Consider the following 17718-nt stretch of genomic DNA (forward strand, 5'->3'; position numbering starts at 1 on the left):
CATGTTCAATAAATTGCAAAGTGCCTTCTGGAAGGCCCTGACGCCGGACCTGGTGCCGGACGAGCCCAAGGTGAACACGGCGCCTGAAACACTACTGCCGGCCAAGGTCGTCGAAGCCCTGGGCGGCGAGAAGAACCTGGCCGCGCAACAGCGCGTCGCGATAACCCGCATCCGCGTGCAGCTGCGTGACGCCGAGCAGCTCGACGAGCCGGCGTTGCAGGCGCCTGACATGCCCGCCGTAATGGTGCTGGGCAAGGGCGTGGTGCATGTGCTGACGCCGGTGGAAGTGCCGTTGGCTGAAACCGGCTGAAACGCTGCGTGCCGATCCACTGAGTCGTGCCTCCGGCGGTTGATAGAGCCGGGGGTAATGCTCCCCATCATCTCCCGATGAACCGCACTTATTAGTGCGTCGCAGAACACTTGCCACAAGTTGTTCAACACCTTCGTTAATTCCGACGATGCATTCGGTGGGTAACTGTTCTCTGAATTTGGTTCTTTAGTTCGTGGTGATCAATAAAACCCTGAAAGACTGAAGGAGTAGAACAATGCAACCGGGGGCTATTTTCATATCATTCGATGCCGTTGCGGTATCGGGTATTACCGTCGAGGCCCTGAAAGTGGCCAAGCGACTCCGACGTAATGGCATCGCCTGTTATCTGGATGTGGGTTACGACATAAAGGTCGACAAAGGCAACTTCAACAAACCATACGACGAAGAGAAAGCCATCTATCAGGGCGTGTTCACCCTTGTTCGTGTCGAGGGCATCGACGCCATTCCCCATTACACGGTGCCGTTCATCACGCACTTGCATGAAGTGCTGATTGGACAACGAGTGTCCGTTTCGGCTGAGCAAGAACAGCAACTTCTCGCGGCGGTGGATGAAGCATCACAGGCTTTGGCCCAGCGAATCATCGCGTTGTGGGAATCACTCGCTATCCGTTACGTGATAGTCGAAAACGGCACGCTGCCGGAAAACATCATCTATACCAGGGCGCTGTACCAGGCCATCGAAACCTACGGCAAGGAACATGGCCTGGGGAATTTCGTGATCTGGCGCGATCACGACCTGATGTGGAACAGTGAAAAGGCGATCATGAAGTACGGCCCCGAGCCGTACCCCCATGCCGTCAGGCCTGTGCGCTCGCCCTATATCCGCTACGTGACCCTCAATAACCATCTGAAGAACCAGCTCGAGCAATGGTGCGACCATCAGGTGCAGGTCGAGGTGCGCAAGAACACCTATGACTTTGACCGGCAAGGCACTTACCGCAACATCAGGGAAGGCCTGGATATCCGCGATAGCGACGTATTGATCGCCCGTACCACGCGCATCATTCCGCAAAAACGCCAGGACCGCGACATCTGGTTGATCCCCCGGCTGAATCAGCTTTTCGCCCAGAGCGGCAGTGGGCGCAAGGTATATCTGGTGGTCGCCGGCGACCCTCAGGAACACCCAACTTACTTCGCCGCGTTGAATAAGCAGATCAGGGAACTGAACATCGAGCCGTTCGTGAAGTTCGTCGGCTCGTTATCCCACGCTTGCATGCCGGCGAAGCAGAACGCGATCACCATCGAGGATCTCTATGGGTCCTGCGATCTGGTTTCCTTTCTGACGTCCTGGGGCTATGACAGTTACGGCAACCCCATAGGCGAGGCCATCAGCAGCCAGCGTTGTTACATCACCACCCGCTACGAGTATTACCAGGAAGTGTATGGCCGGCACGGCTTCGAGGCGCCGATCATGAATATTTCCCAAGCCAATGACGGGCTGCCGGATGAGGCATTCGTCGACGAAGTCTATCGGCTGTTGAACGACAGATTACTGATGAAAGACATCGCGCGGCGAAACTTCGTTATTGGCCAGCGGGTGCTCGCCAATAACGTCGCCGGCATGCTGGACCTGAATGAACCTGGAGGAACCATGCGTGACACCATTTTTGTATCGGTCGTGCTGCCGGTTTATAACGAGCGTGACCGCATCGACAGCGTGCTGGATTCCCTGTTTCAGCAGCAGACCCGGGACGGCCTGATCACCCATGACAGCTACGAGCTGATCATCGTCGACAACAACTCCAGCGATGACTCGGTGCAGAAAATCAACGCCTTCAGGGCGCGCAATCCGTCCCTCGATATTCATGTCATCGAGGAGCGCGTTCAGGGTGTTTCCTCGGCGCGCAAACGCGGTATGGACTATGCCAGCGTGCGCTCGCGCCAGCGCGACCTGCGTCTCGGTACCAGCAGCAGGCATTACATCGCCTCCGCCGATGCGGACTGCACCGTGGACCCATTCTGGCTGCACGCGCTGATCAGAAAGATGGTCGATGAACACGCCGACCTCGGTACCTGTAACTACTACTACAACCAGGCCGCCTTTCAGACCCGGCCGAACCTGTACGCCGAAATCGACAGGACGTTGCGCTGCCGGGAGATGTCCTTCTCGCTGTTCGGCGGCTTTCCCGACGGCAAGGGCTTTGCCGTCGAACGCACGCTCTACGACAAGGTAGGCGGCATCGAGATCTTCTACCAGCTGCAAGACGGCCGTTTCGTGGAACACCTCTCCGATGACTGGGACTTCGGCATCCGGGTCATCGCCTGGGGCGGCAAACCCGTGTATGCCCATGATTCGCGCATCGAAATCAACAGCCGCCGGGTGGACACCATTCTGGAGGAGGTGATCACCGGCAAGGCCTATGGCCAGGACGGCATCATCATCATGAAGGACGTGCGCCCGGACGTGGAGCGGCAGCTGCCCACCCTGGCCGACACCAGCGCCGAGCAGTCGCGGCAGGCCTGGGAGTATTCGATCAAGGACTACGTGCCCAAGAACATCGTGCTGCCGGCCTTGCTCAACCCCCACATCCTGCTGGAAAACAGGGCGGTGCGTGAGTTCTTCGGCGGGCCGGTGGCCGACCGTCTCTACCAGCGTATCCACGAGATCAAATACGAGTCACGGGTCATCGATTTCAAACCCATCCACGCCTACAAGACGCCGGCCTATCGCCTGTATTTCGAGTTTCGCGACGAGCTGTTCAGTGCGTTGCGCCGGGCGGTAGGCGACGACATCGGCTACCCGCCGGCCTTGCCCGAGTGCTTTGCGGCCGTGAGGCCCGAGGACTTCCAACGCTTCGTCTACTACTTCTGCGAGGACCGCGAGTCCGGCGAAGCCCACAACTACTTTGCCAATGGCGGGGTGTTCTGATGAACGTCGAAGCACTGAACTCACTGAACGATATCGACCCCAACTATCCGCTGCCCAGGGTCCATGAGTTTCTCTCCCGCCCGCAAAACGCCGCCATGCTGGACTACGTATTCAACGATCCCTTTGGCTGCCACGTGTTTCCTGGCGATATCGCCGACTATCCGCTGGAGGAATTCTTCGCGGACATGGACGGTGAAATCGGCCAGGCCCGGCAGATTCACCTGTGGGCCTATATCCCCACCTGTCGTTACCGCTGCCATTTCTGCCAGTACCCCACGGTCATCCTCAATCCCAAGGCGGCGTCGTCACAACAGGTGTTCGTCGACCTGGTGGACTACAACATCAAGGAAGCCAGGATGTGGCTGCAGAAGGTCCCGAGCCTGGCCAACGCCGAGGTGGGGGAATTCAATATCTTCGGCGGAACGCCGTCGTTGCTGCCGGAGCCGGAACTGCGCCGCCTGATGGACTTCTACCTGAGCCATTTCAATTTCTCGGCCGCCACCCTGCGCTTCGAAGGCGAGCCGGGCACCCTGACGCGCGACTATCTGCTGCTGTTGAAGGAGCTTGGCTTCACCAAGATCAGCTTTGGCGCGCAGTCTTTCGACGACCGCATCATCTCCGCCTGCGGGCGCATGCACTCGGCCGAAGAGTGCGTGCAGACCATCCACCATGCCCGGGAAATCGGCCTGGAGTGGGTCAGTGTCGACCTTATCTACGGCATGCTGGGGCAGGGCGTGGACGATGTTAAGTACGACCTGGAGAAGGTGCTCGAGCTCGAACTTTCCCATGTGGTCATCACCAAGCTGCACATGGAAGAGTTCATGAAAACCCGCACCGGGGTTTCCGGTGAACGGCAAAGCCACTGGCAACGCAAGGGCCTGATCGGCACCGACAGCATGACCTTTCCCGGCCTGGGCAAGCAGTACCAGATGCGCGAACTGGTCGAGCGCTACCTCGCCTCGGGCTATCGCGAACACCCGACCATGTACTTCCACCAGAACCACCTGCAGGCGGAGAAGTGGAAGGGGCTCATTACCGATCTGCCCACCCAGTACCCGGAGGTGGCGATCGGCCTGGGCGGCAGCTCGAAATGCACCCGCGCCGAAGCGATCAACATCACCGGCTACAAGAAATACAAGGAAGCGCTCGACCAAGACCGCCTGCCCATCGAGGGGAGCCGCGGCGTGTCGCCCCTGCAGCGGGAAGTCAACGCCTTCAAGATGGCGCTATCCACGCTAGTGCCCGTGGACGACAAGGTGTTCAGGCAGCGCTTCGAAGGCAGGAGCCTCTACGACAACCCGATCATCAGCCGCACGCTGGACACACTGGTGGAAAAGGCCCTGGTCACCGTGCAGGGCGAGGTGGTCAGCCTGACCCCCAACGGCGTGACCCTGGTGGAGGCCATCATCAATACCCAGTTCGTCGAGCCCCATGCCTGAGGAGGCCCAGCCAATGACACAGCCAGACGCTTCAGTCGCGCCGGTCTTCAGCTTCTACTACATCGCCATCGATACCGAGGCCGGTGTGACGCCCGAGCAGTTCGAGCGCTTCGTACGTGAGCGGGGCGTGCACATACCCTGCTATCCGGGCTGGAACTGGACCTTGCTGCGCGGCCTGCGCGGCGAGCGGGCCGGGCAATACCTGATGCTGTTCGAAATCGCCAGTGCCGCGCAGCGCGACCTGTACGTGAGCGCCGATGGCAACAAGACCCCGCTCGCTCGCCAGTTCTGGCGCGACCGCCCGCAGGCCCTGGATATGCTGGGCGGGTGGAAGCGCTACGCCACCTTCAGTGAACTGCCCACCCTCTACACCGACTATCGCTTGCTGGCCGAGAACCCCAGGAGCGACGTGCCCCAGGGCCCACGTTACCTGGAGCGCGCCGGGCAGGAGCCGGTGGCACGGGTCATCGGCATTCACAACCTGGCGCTGCGCGAGGACGTCGAGGCGCACAGCTTCGAGACCTTCATCGCCGAGAACCACCACCGTATCGAGGACTATCCCGGCTGGAAATTCCGTTTGCTCAAGGGCGAGCGGGGCAACCGGCTGGACCAGTACGTGGTGATGATGGAAATAGCCAGCCTGCAGGCGCTCGACGTGTTCTACCCGGAGCCGGATATCGCCACCGACCAGGCCGCGCTGTTTGCCCAGGCCCATCGCGACACCAAGCAGATGTACGAAGAGTGGAAGCAACTCGCTTCGTTTTCCGGCTCGCCCCAGATCTACACCGATTACCTCTCGGTGGCGCAGAGCCTGGGCTGAGCGCAGGCGTTTCCTTGCGCTGGCAAACCGCGGTGGGCTGCGCTGCCTTGCAAGCGCGCGGCCATCGCCGCCCATAACTAGAACCTAGAGTTTCGTGCCATGAATGCTGCCTGCCCGAGTATCGCTGCCAATCGCCTCCAGCAGCGCGCCACGCGCCATATCTTCCTTGTCGCCGGGCTCGGCATGGCGTCCTGGGCGCCGCTGATTCCTTTCGTAAAATCCCACCTGGCCATCGACGAAGGCACGCTGGGCCTGTTGCTGTTCTGTATCGCCGCGGGCTCCATGCTGGTGATGCCGCTGGCAGGGCGGGCGATTGCCAGGTTCGGTTGCAAACCCCTGATCCTGACCTGCGCGGCGATCTTCTGCCTGGTGCTGCCCTTGATGATGCTCGCCGGCTCCGTCTGGGAAATGGCGGCCGCGTTACTGGTGTTCGGCGCGGCCAATGGCCTGCTGGATGTTTCGATGAATGCCCAGGCGGTCATCGTCGAGCGTGAAAGCGGGCAGGCCAGAATGTCCGGTTTCCATGGGTTCTACAGCATCGGCAGCGTGGCCGGTGCCGGCGGGGTCACCCTGCTGCTGTGGGTCGGGCTGACGCCGCTGCAAGCCATCGGCCTGATCGTGCTGCTGATCGCGCTGTTCACCCTGTCCGCCCGCGGCCACCTGCTGGCCAGGCGGGTAACGGATCGCGGCGAGTCCGGCGGCACCTTGCAGGCGTTGGCCCAACCCGGGGTTCTGTTCATCGCCGTGCTGTGCTTCTTCGTGTTCATGATCGAGGGGGCCATGCTGGATTGGTCGGCGGTGCTCCTGCACACCGAACGCGGGCTGGACAAGAGCCATGCCGGGGCCGGTTTTACGCTGTATGCCATCGCCGTCGCCGTGTGCCGCTTGTATGGCGACCGCCTGGTCAACGCCCATGGTCGCCAGCGCATGCTGATGCTGGGCGGCGCCTGCGCCTCGCTGGGGCTGCTGCTGGTCGTGGCGATCGATCTGCCAGGCGTTGCGCTACTGGGCTTCGTGCTCACCGGCATCGGCCTGTCCAATATCGTGCCCATCCTGTTCACCGCCGCTGGTAATCAGCCAGAGGTTGCCTCGAGCTTCGCCCTGCCTGCCGTCACCGTGATCGGCTACACGGGTCTGCTGAGCGGCCCTGCACTGATTGGCGTGGTAGCCCGGCACTGGAGCCTGACCGCGGCGTTCTCCGCGGGAATCGTGATCATGTTGCTGATTTGTGCCAGTGCCCGACGCGTTGCCCGTCATGGCGCCGGCTGATCGCGGTTCCTTTCGCCGCGCATTGCTGCCCGCGAGGCCGAAAGCCTTTCATCGTGTCCTGTCACTAACTACCAGGGAGTCATCATGAACCACTTATCCGGGCCTGTTTTCAGCCTGCACTACATCGGCCTCAACCTGAAGAAAGGTGTCACCGCCGCGCATTTCGAAGCCTTCGCCCGTCAACGCGGCATCGAGATTCCGGCTTACCCCGGCTGGCAATGGACGCTGCTCAAAGGCCTGCGCGGTGAGCGGCAGCATCAATACCTGATGCTGCATGAGGCACCCAGCGCCGAGGACTACGCCCGCTATATCGACGCCAACGGCGATCACACCGCGCTGGCCCAGGCCTTCTGGCAGCAGCGCCCCCAGGCCCTGGAGCTGATCGCGCAATGGAAGACCTTCGCGACCTTCTCCGAACGGCCCACCATTTTCTCGCACTACGCGTTGGTCGCCGAGAATACCCGCAGCACGTTGCCGGAGGGGCCCAACTACCAGGCGCTTGCCGGGCAGAAACCCGCTGCTAGGGTCATCGGCATTCATAATCTGGCACTGCGCCCCGGTGTATCTGCGGCGACCTTCGAAGACTTCATCACCGGCAACATCCAGCGAATTGCCGACTATCCGGGGTGGAAGTTCCATATGCTGAAATGCCAGGGTGGCAGCCGTATCGATCAGTATGTGGTCATGCTGGAAATCGAAAGCCTGGAGTCCCTCAATGCTTTCCACCCGGAACTGGATGTCTCTACCGAGCAGGCACTGGAGTTCGTGCGCGAGCACGAGGACGCGGAGCGCATGAACGAAGAGTGGCGTGAGCTGGCGTCCTTTTCCGGCGCGCCCCAGCTCTATACGGATTACCTGACCATTGCTGGCAATTGTGGTTGATTGGGGCAGGGCGCCATCACCGTGCGCCACTGCTGCCCATGTGCCTGGCCCAGGCTTTCCTGCCAAATGCTGCAGCTGACGTCGGCAACGACCTGAAGCGGGCCGTCCGTCTCGGGGGCAAGGCGAGCGTCCAGCCGAGCTGATCATTGTCGGCCCGGGATCAGGGGCCTATCGTATGGAAAAACGCGAAGGGCAGATCGTTGATGGACAGAAAGCCAACATGGCCACTGACCCTCTATTTTGACGGTGAGTGCCCACTCTGCGCCCGGGAGATAAACACCTTGCGCGGGCGTGCCGCCCCGGAGCGCCTGCGCTTCGTCGATATCCGTGACCAAGGTTTCGAGCCAGAATCCCTGGCGCTCACCTTTGCCCAGATGGAATCATTGCTGCACGCCAGGTTTGCCGATGGCGCCTGGGTCACCGGTCTGGACGCAACGTTGTGGAGCTGGCGCGCGGCTGGCCTCGGCTTCTGGGCCGCCCCCCTGTCGTGGCGGTGGGCCAGGCCGATGCTGAACGTCGCCTACCGGCTTTTTTGCCGCTGGCGTCCGCATTTGGCTTGGCTGCCTCATCCGGATGGTGCCGCTCGCTGTAAAGGCGAGAGCTGTGCGATTCCCAAGGCGGGGAATGCACCGCATAAGCAGTCGACCCGTGAAAAGCGTTAGGTGTCACGCTCAATGGCTTGGGCGCCATGCGAGCGATCTCGCACCCCTGTGAAACGAAGGCGCCAGGCGGCGCCATCGGTCATAGCGAACGGCCAGAATCAAATCCCTTGCCTGGTATCCATCGCGGCCTTGTTGCCGTCGAAATCCTCGGGCTCCACGGGAGGCGCTTCGTCTGGCAGTGACGTCGGCTCGCTATCGGTACCGGTGCCGGGGTCCAGGCCCTCATCGTCTTCATCGGCGTGGTCTCTACCCGGCTGTTGGGCCAGGGGCCGTCTTATCGCACTCACCGAGCCCAGCCGAGTGGGGGTAGCAGCGGCTTGGGGCGCAACATAGCCTGGGTTGCCCTGGTAGTGGGGCGTCCCATCTTTCAGATTCATGACTTTCATGACGATGTACCTCGAGGTAGGCCAAAGAGTTGGCCTACTCCATCCGAGCGGGGGCGAGGATGGGAGGTTCATGCTCAAAGATGACCGCCGGGCGGACAGATCCAGACGCGCCACGCCAAGCGTGACGGCGTTTCGAGCGTTACAGGAGCGGCCGTGACCATCCGTCCACTTTAAGACACGTAATGCGCATCCCACGGCCTAATTTTCATTGTAGACACTGGCCAAACCAAATGACCTTCACCGTACTGCTCGTCGAAGACGAGCTGATCCTCCGGCAACTTCTGATGGAGTTGATCTCGCCCCTGGCTCTGGAGGTGATCGAGTGTGCATCGGCTGACGCAGCGCTCGAACATCTGGAGCGCGGGACGGTGGATCTGCTGCTGAGCGATATTCGCATGCCGGGCTCGCTGGATGGCTGGCAGCTGGCGCAGATCGTCTGGGCCCGCTGGCCCGAACTGCCGGTGTTGCTAACCTCGGGGCACCAGATGCCGCGCGACGACCAGATACCGGAACACTCGGCGTTCCTCTCCAAACCATGGGATCTGGACGCGATGTACGGCAGGGTGCAAACCTACCTCGAAAGCCAGGCCGGCCATCGGCCGCGTGCTCATTAGCCACGGCGGCCGCTGCGCCGCCGCCAGCCGAGGATTCGGCCACCACCCGTGCACTCTAGCGCAGGTTTTCAGGTGGCAACCTTACCGGTACCGTTGCGGCACCGCTACCCATAAGCTCTTTCGCTACGGCCCTAGACCTTGAACTGGTCCATCAACCCCTGCTGGTGGTTGGCCAGCGCATTCAGCGAGCGGCTGACCTGGGCGGACTCATCCGCCTGTTCGGCCAGCGATTCGGTGACGTCGCGGATGCCCGACACGTTGCGGTTGATCTCCTCGGCGACTGCGCTCTGTTGCTCGGCGGCGCTGGCGATTTGCAGGTTCATGCTGGTGATCACCGAGACCGCATCGCCGATACGCTTGAGGGCGCTGACGGCGAGGGCGACGTGGCTGACATTGTCCTGGGCCTGGAGGTGGCCGTCGCGCATGGATTCCACCACGTCGCGGGTGCCTTGCTGCAGGCGCTCGATGACCTGGCGGATCTCTTCGATCGAGACCTGGGTGCGGGTGGCCAGGCTTCTGACCTCATCGGCAACGACGGCGAAACCACGGCCGGCTTCACCGGCGCGTGCGGCTTCGATGGCGGCATTGAGGGCCAGGAGGTTGGTTTGCTCGGCGATGCTGCGAATGGCTTCGAGCACCGAGCCGATCTGCTCGCTGCTGGCCGCCAGGCCTTCGACGTCGCGCATGGCGGTACCGAGGTCGTGGGCCAGCCGCTCGATACGCTGGGTGGTCTGGTCGACCACCTGGAGACCTTCGCGGGTCGCTTCGTCGGCGCTGCGTGCCGCGGCGGCGGCCTCTGAGGCGTTTTGCGCCACGGCCTGGGCGGTGGCGCTCATTTCGTTGGAGGCGGTCGCCACCTGTTCGACTTCGCTGAGCTGCGCTTGCATGCCCTGGCTGGTGCGGGTGGCGATGCCGGCCGACTGGTCGGCGGTGTGGCGGGCGGACTGCACCGAGTCCTTCACCTTGGCCACGATCGGCTGCAGCTTGTCGAGAAAGTGATTGAAGCCATCGGCCAGCCGGCCCAGTTCGTCCTGCCGCGGGTACTGGAGGCGGCGGGTCAGGTCACCCTCGCCGCTGGCGATGTCGTCGAGCCTGTCGGCGACCGACAGGATCGGGCGGGTGACGCGCCGCGCCATGATGTTCATGAGCACCAGGCCCAGCACGATCGCGCCGATGCCCACCAGCCAGGAGATCATGCTGTCGCGGGTACGCTGCGCCTCGAGGGTGTCGGCCAGTGCCAGGGCGCGGGTGAGCACCACCGGTTTCGGCGCCTGGATCAGAATGCCCCAGGTCTTGGCGCCGGGAATGGGCTGCACGGGCTGCATGACGCCGATGGCCTGCTCGCTCGACACCACGGACGGCTGGCCGGCCTGCAGCGCCTGCCGCAGTGCGCTGGCCTGGGTCTGGGCGGCGTCGTCCAGGGGCTTGCCTAGCTGAGTCGCGTCACGGGTGTACGCCGCCAGCAGCCCGGCCGGGCTGATGATGCTGATGTCGCCCTGGCCGTCATACAGGCTGCGGTTCGCCGATTCGGCCAGCGCCTGCAGCGCGGCCAGGCTGATATCGATACCGATCACGCCGATCACCTTGCCGCCGTCCTGCAGGGGCAGAGCCACGCTGGTCATCAGCACGGGCTGGTCATTCACCTGGTCGACATAAGGGTCGAGCAGGCACGCCGCCGCGGTCTTGAGCGGGCAGCTGTACCAGGCGTTGTAGGCTGCGCCGCTTGGGCCGGGGGTGGTGTCGGCCAGTTCCTGTTCGGTCATCACTTCGGCTGCGAACCTGCCCGGCTCGCTCTGCGCCCAGTAGAGCGCAAAGCGGCCCGCCTCGTTGCTGCTCGCGCCTTCGTTATCGATGAAGGCGGCATCCTGCCCGTCCAGGCCGTTGGGCGCGAAGGCGATGTAGATACCCAGGGACTCGGGGCGCGCCTTCAGCGCATCGGCCAGCACGGCGGTCAGGTCGCTACGCAGCGCCTCGGCGCTGAGCACACCCTTGGCGTGCTGGTTACGCAGCAGGTCGACCTGTTTGGCGAGGCCGAGGCCGTACAGGTAAACCTCGAGGAATTCGCTGCGCATGCTTTGCGCCTGTGCCTCGCCGATGGCCTGTAGCCGCAACTGCGCGGAATCGCCGAGCATTTGATAGCTGGTGCCTTTGACGACATCGCTGCTGCGCGCTGCATAGAACTGGGAGACGAGTACGAGCAGGGACACGACCAGGAACAGGCAGAGGCCGGCGAGGGCGGTCAGCTTGAACTGGATGGAGAGCCGATTGAACATGAGAACAGCCATTTGAAAGGGGGACTGGCAGGTTATCGGCGGCCGCGGCAATTGCTTCAGCCGATCGACACGTCATCCGTCTCGCTGTCCGCTGGCGCTGCCGCCTGTCGAAAGCATTGCACTCCGGCGCCGGGCGACGTTTCAGAACGGTGTGCGCAGATGTCCTGCGTCGTTACGGGAGTGTGGTCATGGCAGTCGAACATAACGAATCAGAATCCGCCTTCGAGTCCTCCAGCGACAAGGAAGTGGATACCGGCGCAGGGCATGGCTCGGGGCTGGAGAAGGCCAGTTCGGAGCCCAGGCAGGGCCGCAACGAGGCCGAGGCGAAGAAGAACCGGGTGGAGTGGAACCCGCCAGCGGGCAATCCGGGTTCGGATCAGGATTCCCTGAACGAGCGTGAAAACGGTACCGCCAGAACGGATGAGCGCTAGGGTCTGTTGTCGATCTGCAGGCGCTGGTCCGTAGGTGAAACCCCGCGAAATCACCATGGGTTTCACCTACCCGGTCCGGCCCATGCGACGAGCTGTCACCCCTCTGAGAAAGGGTTTCGCCCTTGATTTCGCGCGCATGGCGCGCTCCCACAGAAGCGGGTCGATGGGTGAGCCAGCCTTGGCGCCGTCCATTCGAGTGCGAGATCGGGACGGGCTTCCCATGCAATCACCCAGCAACCCATCAGTTCCCGCCAGCCGTAGGGCTTACCGGCGAAGCGCTCGGCTCTTCCTTTTCGCTCCAACAGGCCCCCGGCCCGGGCCGCGGCATACCGGCCGGCCGGCTTGTTGAATCTTTGCCGATGGACGGCATCTTTCAAAATGTAACGGTCAGTCATGACCGGCCTGCAGGCGGCTGTCGCCGTACCTGCGTAACACCAACAGGACGTGAACGATGCCCACAGCCAATACGCAGCCAACTCCACCCCTGAAGCGCGCCATCACGGGCTCGATGCTGACCCTGTTCATCCTGGGGGACGTGCTCGGCGCCGGGGTGTATGCCCTGGCCGGGGTGATCGCCGGCGAGGTGGGCGGTGCGGTCTGGGTGGCCTTGCTGGTGGCCCTGGGTTTCGCCTTGCTCACCGCGGGTTCCTACGCCGAGCTGGTCACCAAGTACCCCCATGCCGGGGCGTCGGCGGTATTCGCGGCCAGGGCCTACAAGTCGCCGCTGGTGTCCTTTCTGGTCGGCTTCTGCATGCTGGCGGCAGCGGTGACCAGCGCGGCGGGGCTGTCCCTGGCCTTTGCCGGGGATTACCTGGCGGCCTTCATCGACATTCCCGCCCAGGTGGCGGCGCTGATTTTCCTGGTGGTGATCGGCCTGCTCAATGCCCGGGGCATCAAGGAGTCGCTGTCGGCCAACCTGGTGATGACCACCATCGAGCTGTCCGGCCTGCTGCTGGTGATAGTCGCCGCGGCGTGGTTCTTGCGCGGCGGCGAAGGGGATTTCAGCCGGGTGGTGGAGTTCAAGTCCGGGGTCAACCCGGCCTTTGCAGTGCTGGGTGGAGCGCTGCTGGCGTTCTATTCCTTCGTGGGATTCGAGACCTCGGCCAACCTCGCCGAAGAGATTCGTGACGTGCGCAAGACCTACCCACGGGCGCTGTTCGCTGCGCTGATCATCGCCGGGGCGATCTATATGGCGGTGTCCATCGGTGCGGCGCTGGTGATGCCTGTCGAACAGCTGGCCAGCTCCACGGCGCCGCTGCTGGAGGTCGTGAAGGCCTCCGGGCTGGGCATCCCGCCGCAGCTGTTCGCCTTTATCGCCTTGATCGCCGTGGCCAACGGCGCCTTGCTGACCATGATCATGGCCAGCCGCCTGGCCTACGGCATGGCCCACCAGCGGTTGCTGCCGAGCGTGCTGGGCGGCGTGCTGGCGGAGCGGCGCACACCGGCAGCGGCCATCGTGGCGACCACCCTGGTGGCCATCGTGCTGACGCTGACCGGCTCCCTGGCGACTCTGGCGCAAACCGTGGTGCTGCTGTTGCTGTTCGTGTTCATCAGCACCAACCTGGCGGTGCTGGTGCTGCGCCGCGACGAGGTGGCGCAGGAGCACTTCCGCGTACCGACCTGGGTGCCGGTGCTGGGCGTGGCCTCGTGCCTGCTGCTGATGACCCAGCAGGACGCGCAAACCTGGCTGCGCGCCGGCGCGCTGTTGCTGGCCGGCGTGGTGCTGTACGGCATCACCCGGGCCGGCGGGGTGCAGCCGCTCAAGGCCGAGGACTACAAGGTGGCGGACAGCTGAGCCGGGTAGCCGGTGGCGGCTCGAAGGGGCGAAGCGCAGCCAAGGGTGACGTCGAGTTTCATAGTGCCATTAGCACGCCTGTGCTAATGACCCGGCCGTGACGCGGGGTTATGGTTTGGTGGTATCCCCAACGTTTTTCAAGCCCTTGCGCCATTGCAGTGGGGCAACCGTTGGTTGTGGAGCACCACTACAATCCCAAGGAAGCACACCATGAAACTGCGTTCTCCGGTCACCTTCGCGCTGCTCGGCGCCCTGTCTGTCGGCCTCGCTGGTTGCAGCAACATCAAACCCTCCGAAGACAAGCTCAAGACGCTGGCCGAGACCAATCTCGGCGAGGCGGTGAGCGGCATCGGCAACGTGCGCAGCGATTCCATGCAGACCTACTACGTGGCGCGCACCGGCTCCGGCGACTACAACTGCACGGTGGCCAGTGGCGCCAGCGGCGGCGCCTTCACCGTGGCGAGCTTCGGCCTGATGCAGCCCGCTGCCTATTGCCAGCGCAAAGGCTCCGGCAGCGGTGTGCCCGCGCCGCTCGCACAGTAAACGGGCCACTGGTCCGAATACCGAGCCCGGTGTGAAAGCCCGACCAGGGATGGCCGGGCTTTTCGATTTCGATAACTAGCGTCAGCCCTGTCTCCAGGGCAATGGCGTTATTCGAGTTCGTGGAGCAGGGTGACGCCGGAGTACAGGCCGATCACGAACAGCGCCAGGAATACCACTGCCGAGCCGATCAGGAATGAAGTCATGGTGCGGGCCTTTTCTTCTTGGGCGCCTGGTTGCCGGCGCGATAGCAGGGTAGAGGCGCCGCAGTGCCGATCCGTTCAGGTGATTTTTCCCGGCGGCAGCGTTATCAGCGCAGCCGTTCGTGGCTCAGCGCCGGCGACCAGGTGCGCTGCGTGCAGCGCGGGCAACTGGCGTCTTGTCCGCTGGTCATCGATTGCGTGTGGCCGCAGCGCACGCAGGCATAGGTGCCGGCCTGTGGCACCTGCCGGTATTCGCTGCGGTGCTCGCCCGGCAGCACCGAGAGGCCGGGTTTCACGGCATTGGCGGGGTAGAAGTACAGGCTCATGTCACCATCGGTTTCCAGAATGCCCAGGCGCACCTGGCCGAGGTGCTCGACACCCTGCTGGCGCAGCTCCATGAAGAATTCGTCGGAGGAGATGTTCAGGTGATCCAGGCTGTTCAGCTCGTAGAGTCCGTCCTTGATGATGGTTACCGGTTTGCCCTCCATCCAGTCGGAAACGCGCTCGCTGCGGCGCATCATCGTCACCGTGGCGCGGTACAGCACCAGCAGGGTGAGGAACACCATGGCCACCGGCAGCAAGGGCACGTCGTCATAGAACGACACGTCACCGGCGGCCGAACCCAGGGTGAGAATCACCACCAGTTCGAACAGCGACAACTGGCGAATGCCGCGCCGGCCGCTGACCTTGAGGAACACGAACACCACCACGAAAGCGAATAGTGCGCGAAGCGCCACTTCGCCCAGAAACAGCAAAGGCAAATCATCCAGCAGCATGCGCTGCCAATCGAACGCGGTCATCTTTTTCACTCCGAAAGCCTGCCTCTATCGCTTCAGACCGCCAAGCCGGCGATTGGATCGAACTCGATCACGGCGGCCCTCGATACGGGCGGCAAGCCCGTTCTAGACAACTGCGCTGCAAATTGTGTGAACCGAGGTACGCAACCTGCGTCAATGTGATATCAATGTGCCACCTAGTGATTCTGTTGACGCGTGCGGTGTTAGGGCCCCATGCGACGACAGGCTGGCCGATCGTTCCCGCGTACCGGGAACGATCGGGCATCGGGCACTTACTGATCATCCATTCGAGTAGTCGGAGCGACCCATGAATACGTGGTTTGGCAATATCAGCGTTACCCTCAAACTGGCCTTGGGCTTTGGCCTGGTGCTGCTTCTGACCATGGCCCTGGCTCTGGTCGGCTGGAGCAGCCTGGGCAGCGTGGTGCAGCGCAGCGAGCGCATGACCGACGTTAACGAGCTCACCCATACCCTCACCGATCTGCGTGTGGCGCGCCTGCAGTACCTGCTCTCCAATGGTGGCGCAGCAGAAGCCGATACGGTACAGCAGGGGATACGTGCGCTCTCCCAGCGGCAGCAGGAAATGCTGCCGCGCTTTCGCAACGCCGAGAACCAGCGCCTGCTCCATCAGCAGATCGGGCTGATCGAGCAGTACCGGCAGGCCTTCGACAAGACCAACGCCACCTATGTCGTCGTCAACAACACCCGTGCCGAAATGGTCGACATGGCGGATCGCGCGGGCGAGCTGATCGACCGCATCAGGGATGAGGTGGCACGCAATGCCGCCGGCGATGAGGCGGGCTTCGCGCGTTACCAGGCCATCGCCCGCACCAAGGATGACGTGCAGACCCTGCGCTACCGCGTGCTCAGCTACACCGCGGATGTGAACGAGCGCACCGAGCAGGCGCTGAATCAGCAGATCGAAGGTGTCGATCAGGGCATCAGTGGCCTGACCAGCGTGTTCGTCGGCGAGTACCGGGAGCAGATCCAGCAGCTGCAAAGCACGGTCACCGCCTACCGTAGCCTGCTGGACGCCTACCGCACGGCAACCGCCGAACGCCTGCAACTGCGCGGCGCCATGACCGATCAGGTGCAGGAGATCGTCCGAATCGGTGATGAGCTGCTGGCCATGCAGGCCACCCTGCGTGACCGCGACACCACCTGGGCCAACCAGATGACGATCGGCGCCGCGCTGCTGGCGCTGCTGGTGGGCATTCTCTCGGCGTGGCTGATCACCCGGCAGATCACCCGACCGCTGCAGGAGACCCTCGAGGCCGTCGAGCGCATCGCCGGAGGTGACCTCAGCCAGACCCTGCAGGTCAGCCGTCGCGACGAGTTGGGCGTGCTGCAACAGGGCATTCAGCGTATGGGCAGCACCCTGCGCGAGTTGATCGGCGGCATTCGCGATGGTGTTACCCAGATCGCCAGCGCGGCCGAAGAGCTGTCGGCGGTTACCGAGCAGACCAGTGCCGGGGTGAACAGCCAGAAGGTGGAAACCGACCAGGTGGCCACGGCCGTGCAGGAAATGTCCGCCACCGTGCAGGAGGTCGCACGCAGCGCCGCCGAGGCGTCCCAGGCGGCCGTCGATGCGGATCGCGAGGCCAGCCAGGGTGATCGCGTGGTCGCCGAGACCATTGCGCAGATCGAGCGCCTGGCTAGCGAGGTGAGCCGCTCCAGCGAGGCCATGGGCGAGCTGCAGAGCGAAAGCAACAAGATCGGCGGGGTGATGGATGTGATCAAGGCGGTGGCCGAGCAGACCAACCTGCTGGCCCTCAATGCGGCCATCGAGGCAGCACGGGCCGGAGAGGCCGGGCGCGGTTTCGCCGTGGTGGCGGACGAGGTGCGTGGCCTGGCCCAGCGCACGCAGAAGTCCACCGAAGAGATCGAAGGGCTGATCGCCGGCCTGCAGCGCGGCACCCAGCAGGTGGCCGTGATCATGCAGAGCAGCCGCGAGCTGACCGACAGCAGCGTGGCCCTGACCCGCCGCGCCGGTGACGCACTGGGCGCGATCACCAGCCGGGTATCCAATATCCAGGCGATGAACCAGCAGATCGCTGCCGCTGCCGAGCAGCAGGGCGCGGTGGCCGAGGAGATCAGCCGCAGCGTGGTCAACGTGCGCGATATCTCCGAGCAGACCGCCGAGGCCAGCGAAGAAACCGCCGCCTCGAGCGTCGAGCTGGCGCGCCTGGGCAATCAGCTGCAGACGATGGTCAGCCACTTTCGGGTGTGATGCGGATAACGGATTTCCCGCTCGCGTAGGAGCTCGCCTCCCCTGGGGCGAATGGCCTGGCCGACAGGGTTATTGCGGTACGGCCGTAATCGATCGCGCCGAGGTCGATGCTCCTACGCGTGCGGTGAGCCCTTCGCCGCTTCGCTTATCACGACCTGGCTCTATCAGGTAATAAGC

General features: G+C 63.2%; 15 protein-coding genes and 2 pseudogenes. 13 read left to right on the forward strand and 4 right to left on the reverse strand.

The genetic code is table 11. From position 1 onward, the window contains the following. Nucleotide 1 precedes the first annotated feature (1 nt). The 7 genes from SA190iCDA_RS11395 (at nt 2) to SA190iCDA_RS11425 (ending at nt 8272) form a co-directional block, all read left to right on the forward strand. Nucleotides 2–310 (forward strand): PTS transporter subunit EIIB, encoded by a 309-nt coding sequence (locus tag SA190iCDA_RS11395; protein ID WP_070886967.1) that lies wholly within the window; start codon nt 2–4, stop codon nt 308–310. A 307-nt stretch (nt 311–617) separates the two neighbouring features. After that, entirely contained in the window at nt 618–3200 is a 2583-nt protein-coding gene (locus SA190iCDA_RS11400; RefSeq protein ID WP_236100839.1) for a glycosyltransferase, read from the forward strand. Further along, nucleotides 3200–4639, forward strand: a complete 1440-nt coding sequence (locus SA190iCDA_RS11405) for a radical SAM protein (protein ID WP_070886965.1) — start codon at nt 3200–3202, stop codon at nt 4637–4639. The genes SA190iCDA_RS11400 and SA190iCDA_RS11405 overlap by 1 nt, the downstream gene beginning before the upstream one ends. 13 nt (nt 4640–4652) lie before the next feature. Next, nucleotides 4653–5459: a hypothetical protein gene (locus SA190iCDA_RS11410; protein WP_070886964.1), complete on the forward strand. Its 807-nt coding sequence runs from the start codon at nt 4653–4655 to the stop codon at nt 5457–5459. Between the two features lie 99 nt (nt 5460–5558). Next, complete coding sequence (locus tag SA190iCDA_RS11415; RefSeq protein WP_070886963.1) at nt 5559–6728, forward strand: MFS transporter; 1170 nt, start codon at nt 5559–5561, stop codon at nt 6726–6728. 84 nt (nt 6729–6812) lie between these two features. Continuing rightward, a complete protein-coding gene (locus tag SA190iCDA_RS11420; RefSeq protein WP_070886962.1) occupies nt 6813–7610 on the forward strand; it encodes a hypothetical protein in 798 nt (265 codons plus the stop codon). Nucleotides 7611–7813: 203 nt separating this feature from the next. Continuing rightward, nucleotides 7814–8272 (forward strand): thiol-disulfide oxidoreductase DCC family protein, encoded by a 459-nt coding sequence (locus SA190iCDA_RS11425; RefSeq protein WP_070886961.1) that lies wholly within the window; start codon nt 7814–7816, stop codon nt 8270–8272. Between the two features lie 98 nt (nt 8273–8370). Here the strand turns inward: SA190iCDA_RS11425 and SA190iCDA_RS11430 are convergent, their stop codons facing one another. Next, nucleotides 8371–8658 (reverse strand): hypothetical protein, encoded by a 288-nt coding sequence (locus SA190iCDA_RS11430; RefSeq protein ID WP_070886960.1) that lies wholly within the window; start codon nt 8656–8658, stop codon nt 8371–8373. Between the two features lie 230 nt (nt 8659–8888). Here SA190iCDA_RS11430 and SA190iCDA_RS11435 point away from each other — a divergent pair, with 230 nt between their 5' ends. Further along, nucleotides 8889–9272, forward strand: coding sequence for a response regulator (locus tag SA190iCDA_RS11435; protein WP_070886959.1), 384 nt, complete (start codon nt 8889–8891; stop codon nt 9270–9272). A 131-nt stretch (nt 9273–9403) separates the two neighbouring features. On the opposite strand, the gene SA190iCDA_RS23410 is transcribed toward SA190iCDA_RS11435, so the two are convergent. Next, nucleotides 9404–10159, reverse strand: a complete 756-nt coding sequence (locus SA190iCDA_RS23410) for a methyl-accepting chemotaxis protein (RefSeq protein ID WP_419203922.1) — start codon at nt 10157–10159, stop codon at nt 9404–9406. 150 nt (nt 10160–10309) lie between these two features. Continuing rightward, a pseudogene (locus SA190iCDA_RS23415) lies at nt 10310–11557 on the reverse strand (chemotaxis protein); the annotation flags it as partial. A gap of 176 nt (nt 11558–11733) precedes the next feature. Here SA190iCDA_RS23415 and SA190iCDA_RS11445 point away from each other — a divergent pair. The 3 genes from SA190iCDA_RS11445 to SA190iCDA_RS11455 all read left to right on the forward strand — a co-directional run bounded on the left by SA190iCDA_RS11445 (nt 11734) and on the right by SA190iCDA_RS11455 (nt 14314). After that, nucleotides 11734–11976, forward strand: a complete 243-nt coding sequence (locus tag SA190iCDA_RS11445; protein ID WP_070886957.1) for a hypothetical protein — start codon at nt 11734–11736, stop codon at nt 11974–11976. Nucleotides 11977–12427: 451 nt separating this feature from the next. Next, nucleotides 12428–13771, forward strand: a complete 1344-nt coding sequence (locus tag SA190iCDA_RS11450; RefSeq protein ID WP_070886956.1) for an APC family permease — start codon at nt 12428–12430, stop codon at nt 13769–13771. A gap of 210 nt (nt 13772–13981) precedes the next feature. After that, nucleotides 13982–14314 (forward strand): hypothetical protein, encoded by a 333-nt coding sequence (locus tag SA190iCDA_RS11455; protein ID WP_070886955.1) that lies wholly within the window; start codon nt 13982–13984, stop codon nt 14312–14314. 307 nt (nt 14315–14621) lie between these two features. Here the strand turns inward: SA190iCDA_RS11455 and SA190iCDA_RS11460 are convergent, their stop codons facing one another. Beyond that, nucleotides 14622–15314 (reverse strand): YetF domain-containing protein, encoded by a 693-nt coding sequence (locus SA190iCDA_RS11460; RefSeq protein WP_070886954.1) that lies wholly within the window; start codon nt 15312–15314, stop codon nt 14622–14624. 439 nt (nt 15315–15753) lie between these two features. Between SA190iCDA_RS11460 and SA190iCDA_RS23420 the strand changes: the two are divergent. Next, nucleotides 15754–16638 (forward strand): annotated as a pseudogene (locus SA190iCDA_RS23420) (methyl-accepting chemotaxis protein); the annotation flags it as partial. A 198-nt stretch (nt 16639–16836) separates the two neighbouring features. Beyond that, nucleotides 16837–17541, forward strand: coding sequence for a methyl-accepting chemotaxis protein (locus SA190iCDA_RS23425; RefSeq protein ID WP_419203924.1), 705 nt, complete (start codon nt 16837–16839; stop codon nt 17539–17541). The last annotated feature ends 177 nt before the right edge of the window (nt 17542–17718 follow it).

This window comes from Pseudomonas argentinensis (assembly GCF_001839655.2).
In the GTDB taxonomy this organism is placed as follows: Bacteria; Pseudomonadota; Gammaproteobacteria; order Pseudomonadales; family Pseudomonadaceae; genus Aquipseudomonas; species Aquipseudomonas argentinensis_B.

What these genes read in the sequence shown, in the direction of transcription:
- SA190iCDA_RS11435 (WP_070886959.1), top strand. Translation starts at nt 8,889, where the DNA reads ATGACCTTCACCGTACTGCTCGTCGAAGACGAGCTGATCCTCCGGCAA.
- SA190iCDA_RS11445 (WP_070886957.1), top strand. Translation starts at nt 11,734, where the DNA reads ATGGCAGTCGAACATAACGAATCAGAATCCGCCTTCGAGTCCTCCAGC.
- SA190iCDA_RS11410 (WP_070886964.1), top strand. Translation starts at nt 4,653, where the DNA reads ATGACACAGCCAGACGCTTCAGTCGCGCCGGTCTTCAGCTTCTACTAC.
- SA190iCDA_RS11460 (WP_070886954.1), bottom strand. Translation starts at nt 15,314, where the DNA reads ATGACCGCGTTCGATTGGCAGCGCATGCTGCTGGATGATTTGCCTTTG.
- SA190iCDA_RS11415 (WP_070886963.1), top strand. Translation starts at nt 5,559, where the DNA reads ATGAATGCTGCCTGCCCGAGTATCGCTGCCAATCGCCTCCAGCAGCGC.
- SA190iCDA_RS23410 (WP_419203922.1), bottom strand. Translation starts at nt 10,159, where the DNA reads ATGCAAGCGCAGCTCAGCGAAGTCGAACAGGTGGCGACCGCCTCCAAC.
- SA190iCDA_RS11455 (WP_070886955.1), top strand. Translation starts at nt 13,982, where the DNA reads ATGAAACTGCGTTCTCCGGTCACCTTCGCGCTGCTCGGCGCCCTGTCT.
- SA190iCDA_RS11450 (WP_070886956.1), top strand. Translation starts at nt 12,428, where the DNA reads ATGCCCACAGCCAATACGCAGCCAACTCCACCCCTGAAGCGCGCCATC.
- SA190iCDA_RS11405 (WP_070886965.1), top strand. Translation starts at nt 3,200, where the DNA reads ATGAACGTCGAAGCACTGAACTCACTGAACGATATCGACCCCAACTAT.
- SA190iCDA_RS11420 (WP_070886962.1), top strand. Translation starts at nt 6,813, where the DNA reads ATGAACCACTTATCCGGGCCTGTTTTCAGCCTGCACTACATCGGCCTC.
- SA190iCDA_RS11430 (WP_070886960.1), bottom strand. Translation starts at nt 8,658, where the DNA reads ATGAAAGTCATGAATCTGAAAGATGGGACGCCCCACTACCAGGGCAAC.
- SA190iCDA_RS11425 (WP_070886961.1), top strand. Translation starts at nt 7,814, where the DNA reads ATGGACAGAAAGCCAACATGGCCACTGACCCTCTATTTTGACGGTGAG.
- SA190iCDA_RS11395 (WP_070886967.1), top strand. Translation starts at nt 2, where the DNA reads ATGTTCAATAAATTGCAAAGTGCCTTCTGGAAGGCCCTGACGCCGGAC.
- SA190iCDA_RS23425 (WP_419203924.1), top strand. Translation starts at nt 16,837, where the DNA reads ATGTCCGCCACCGTGCAGGAGGTCGCACGCAGCGCCGCCGAGGCGTCC.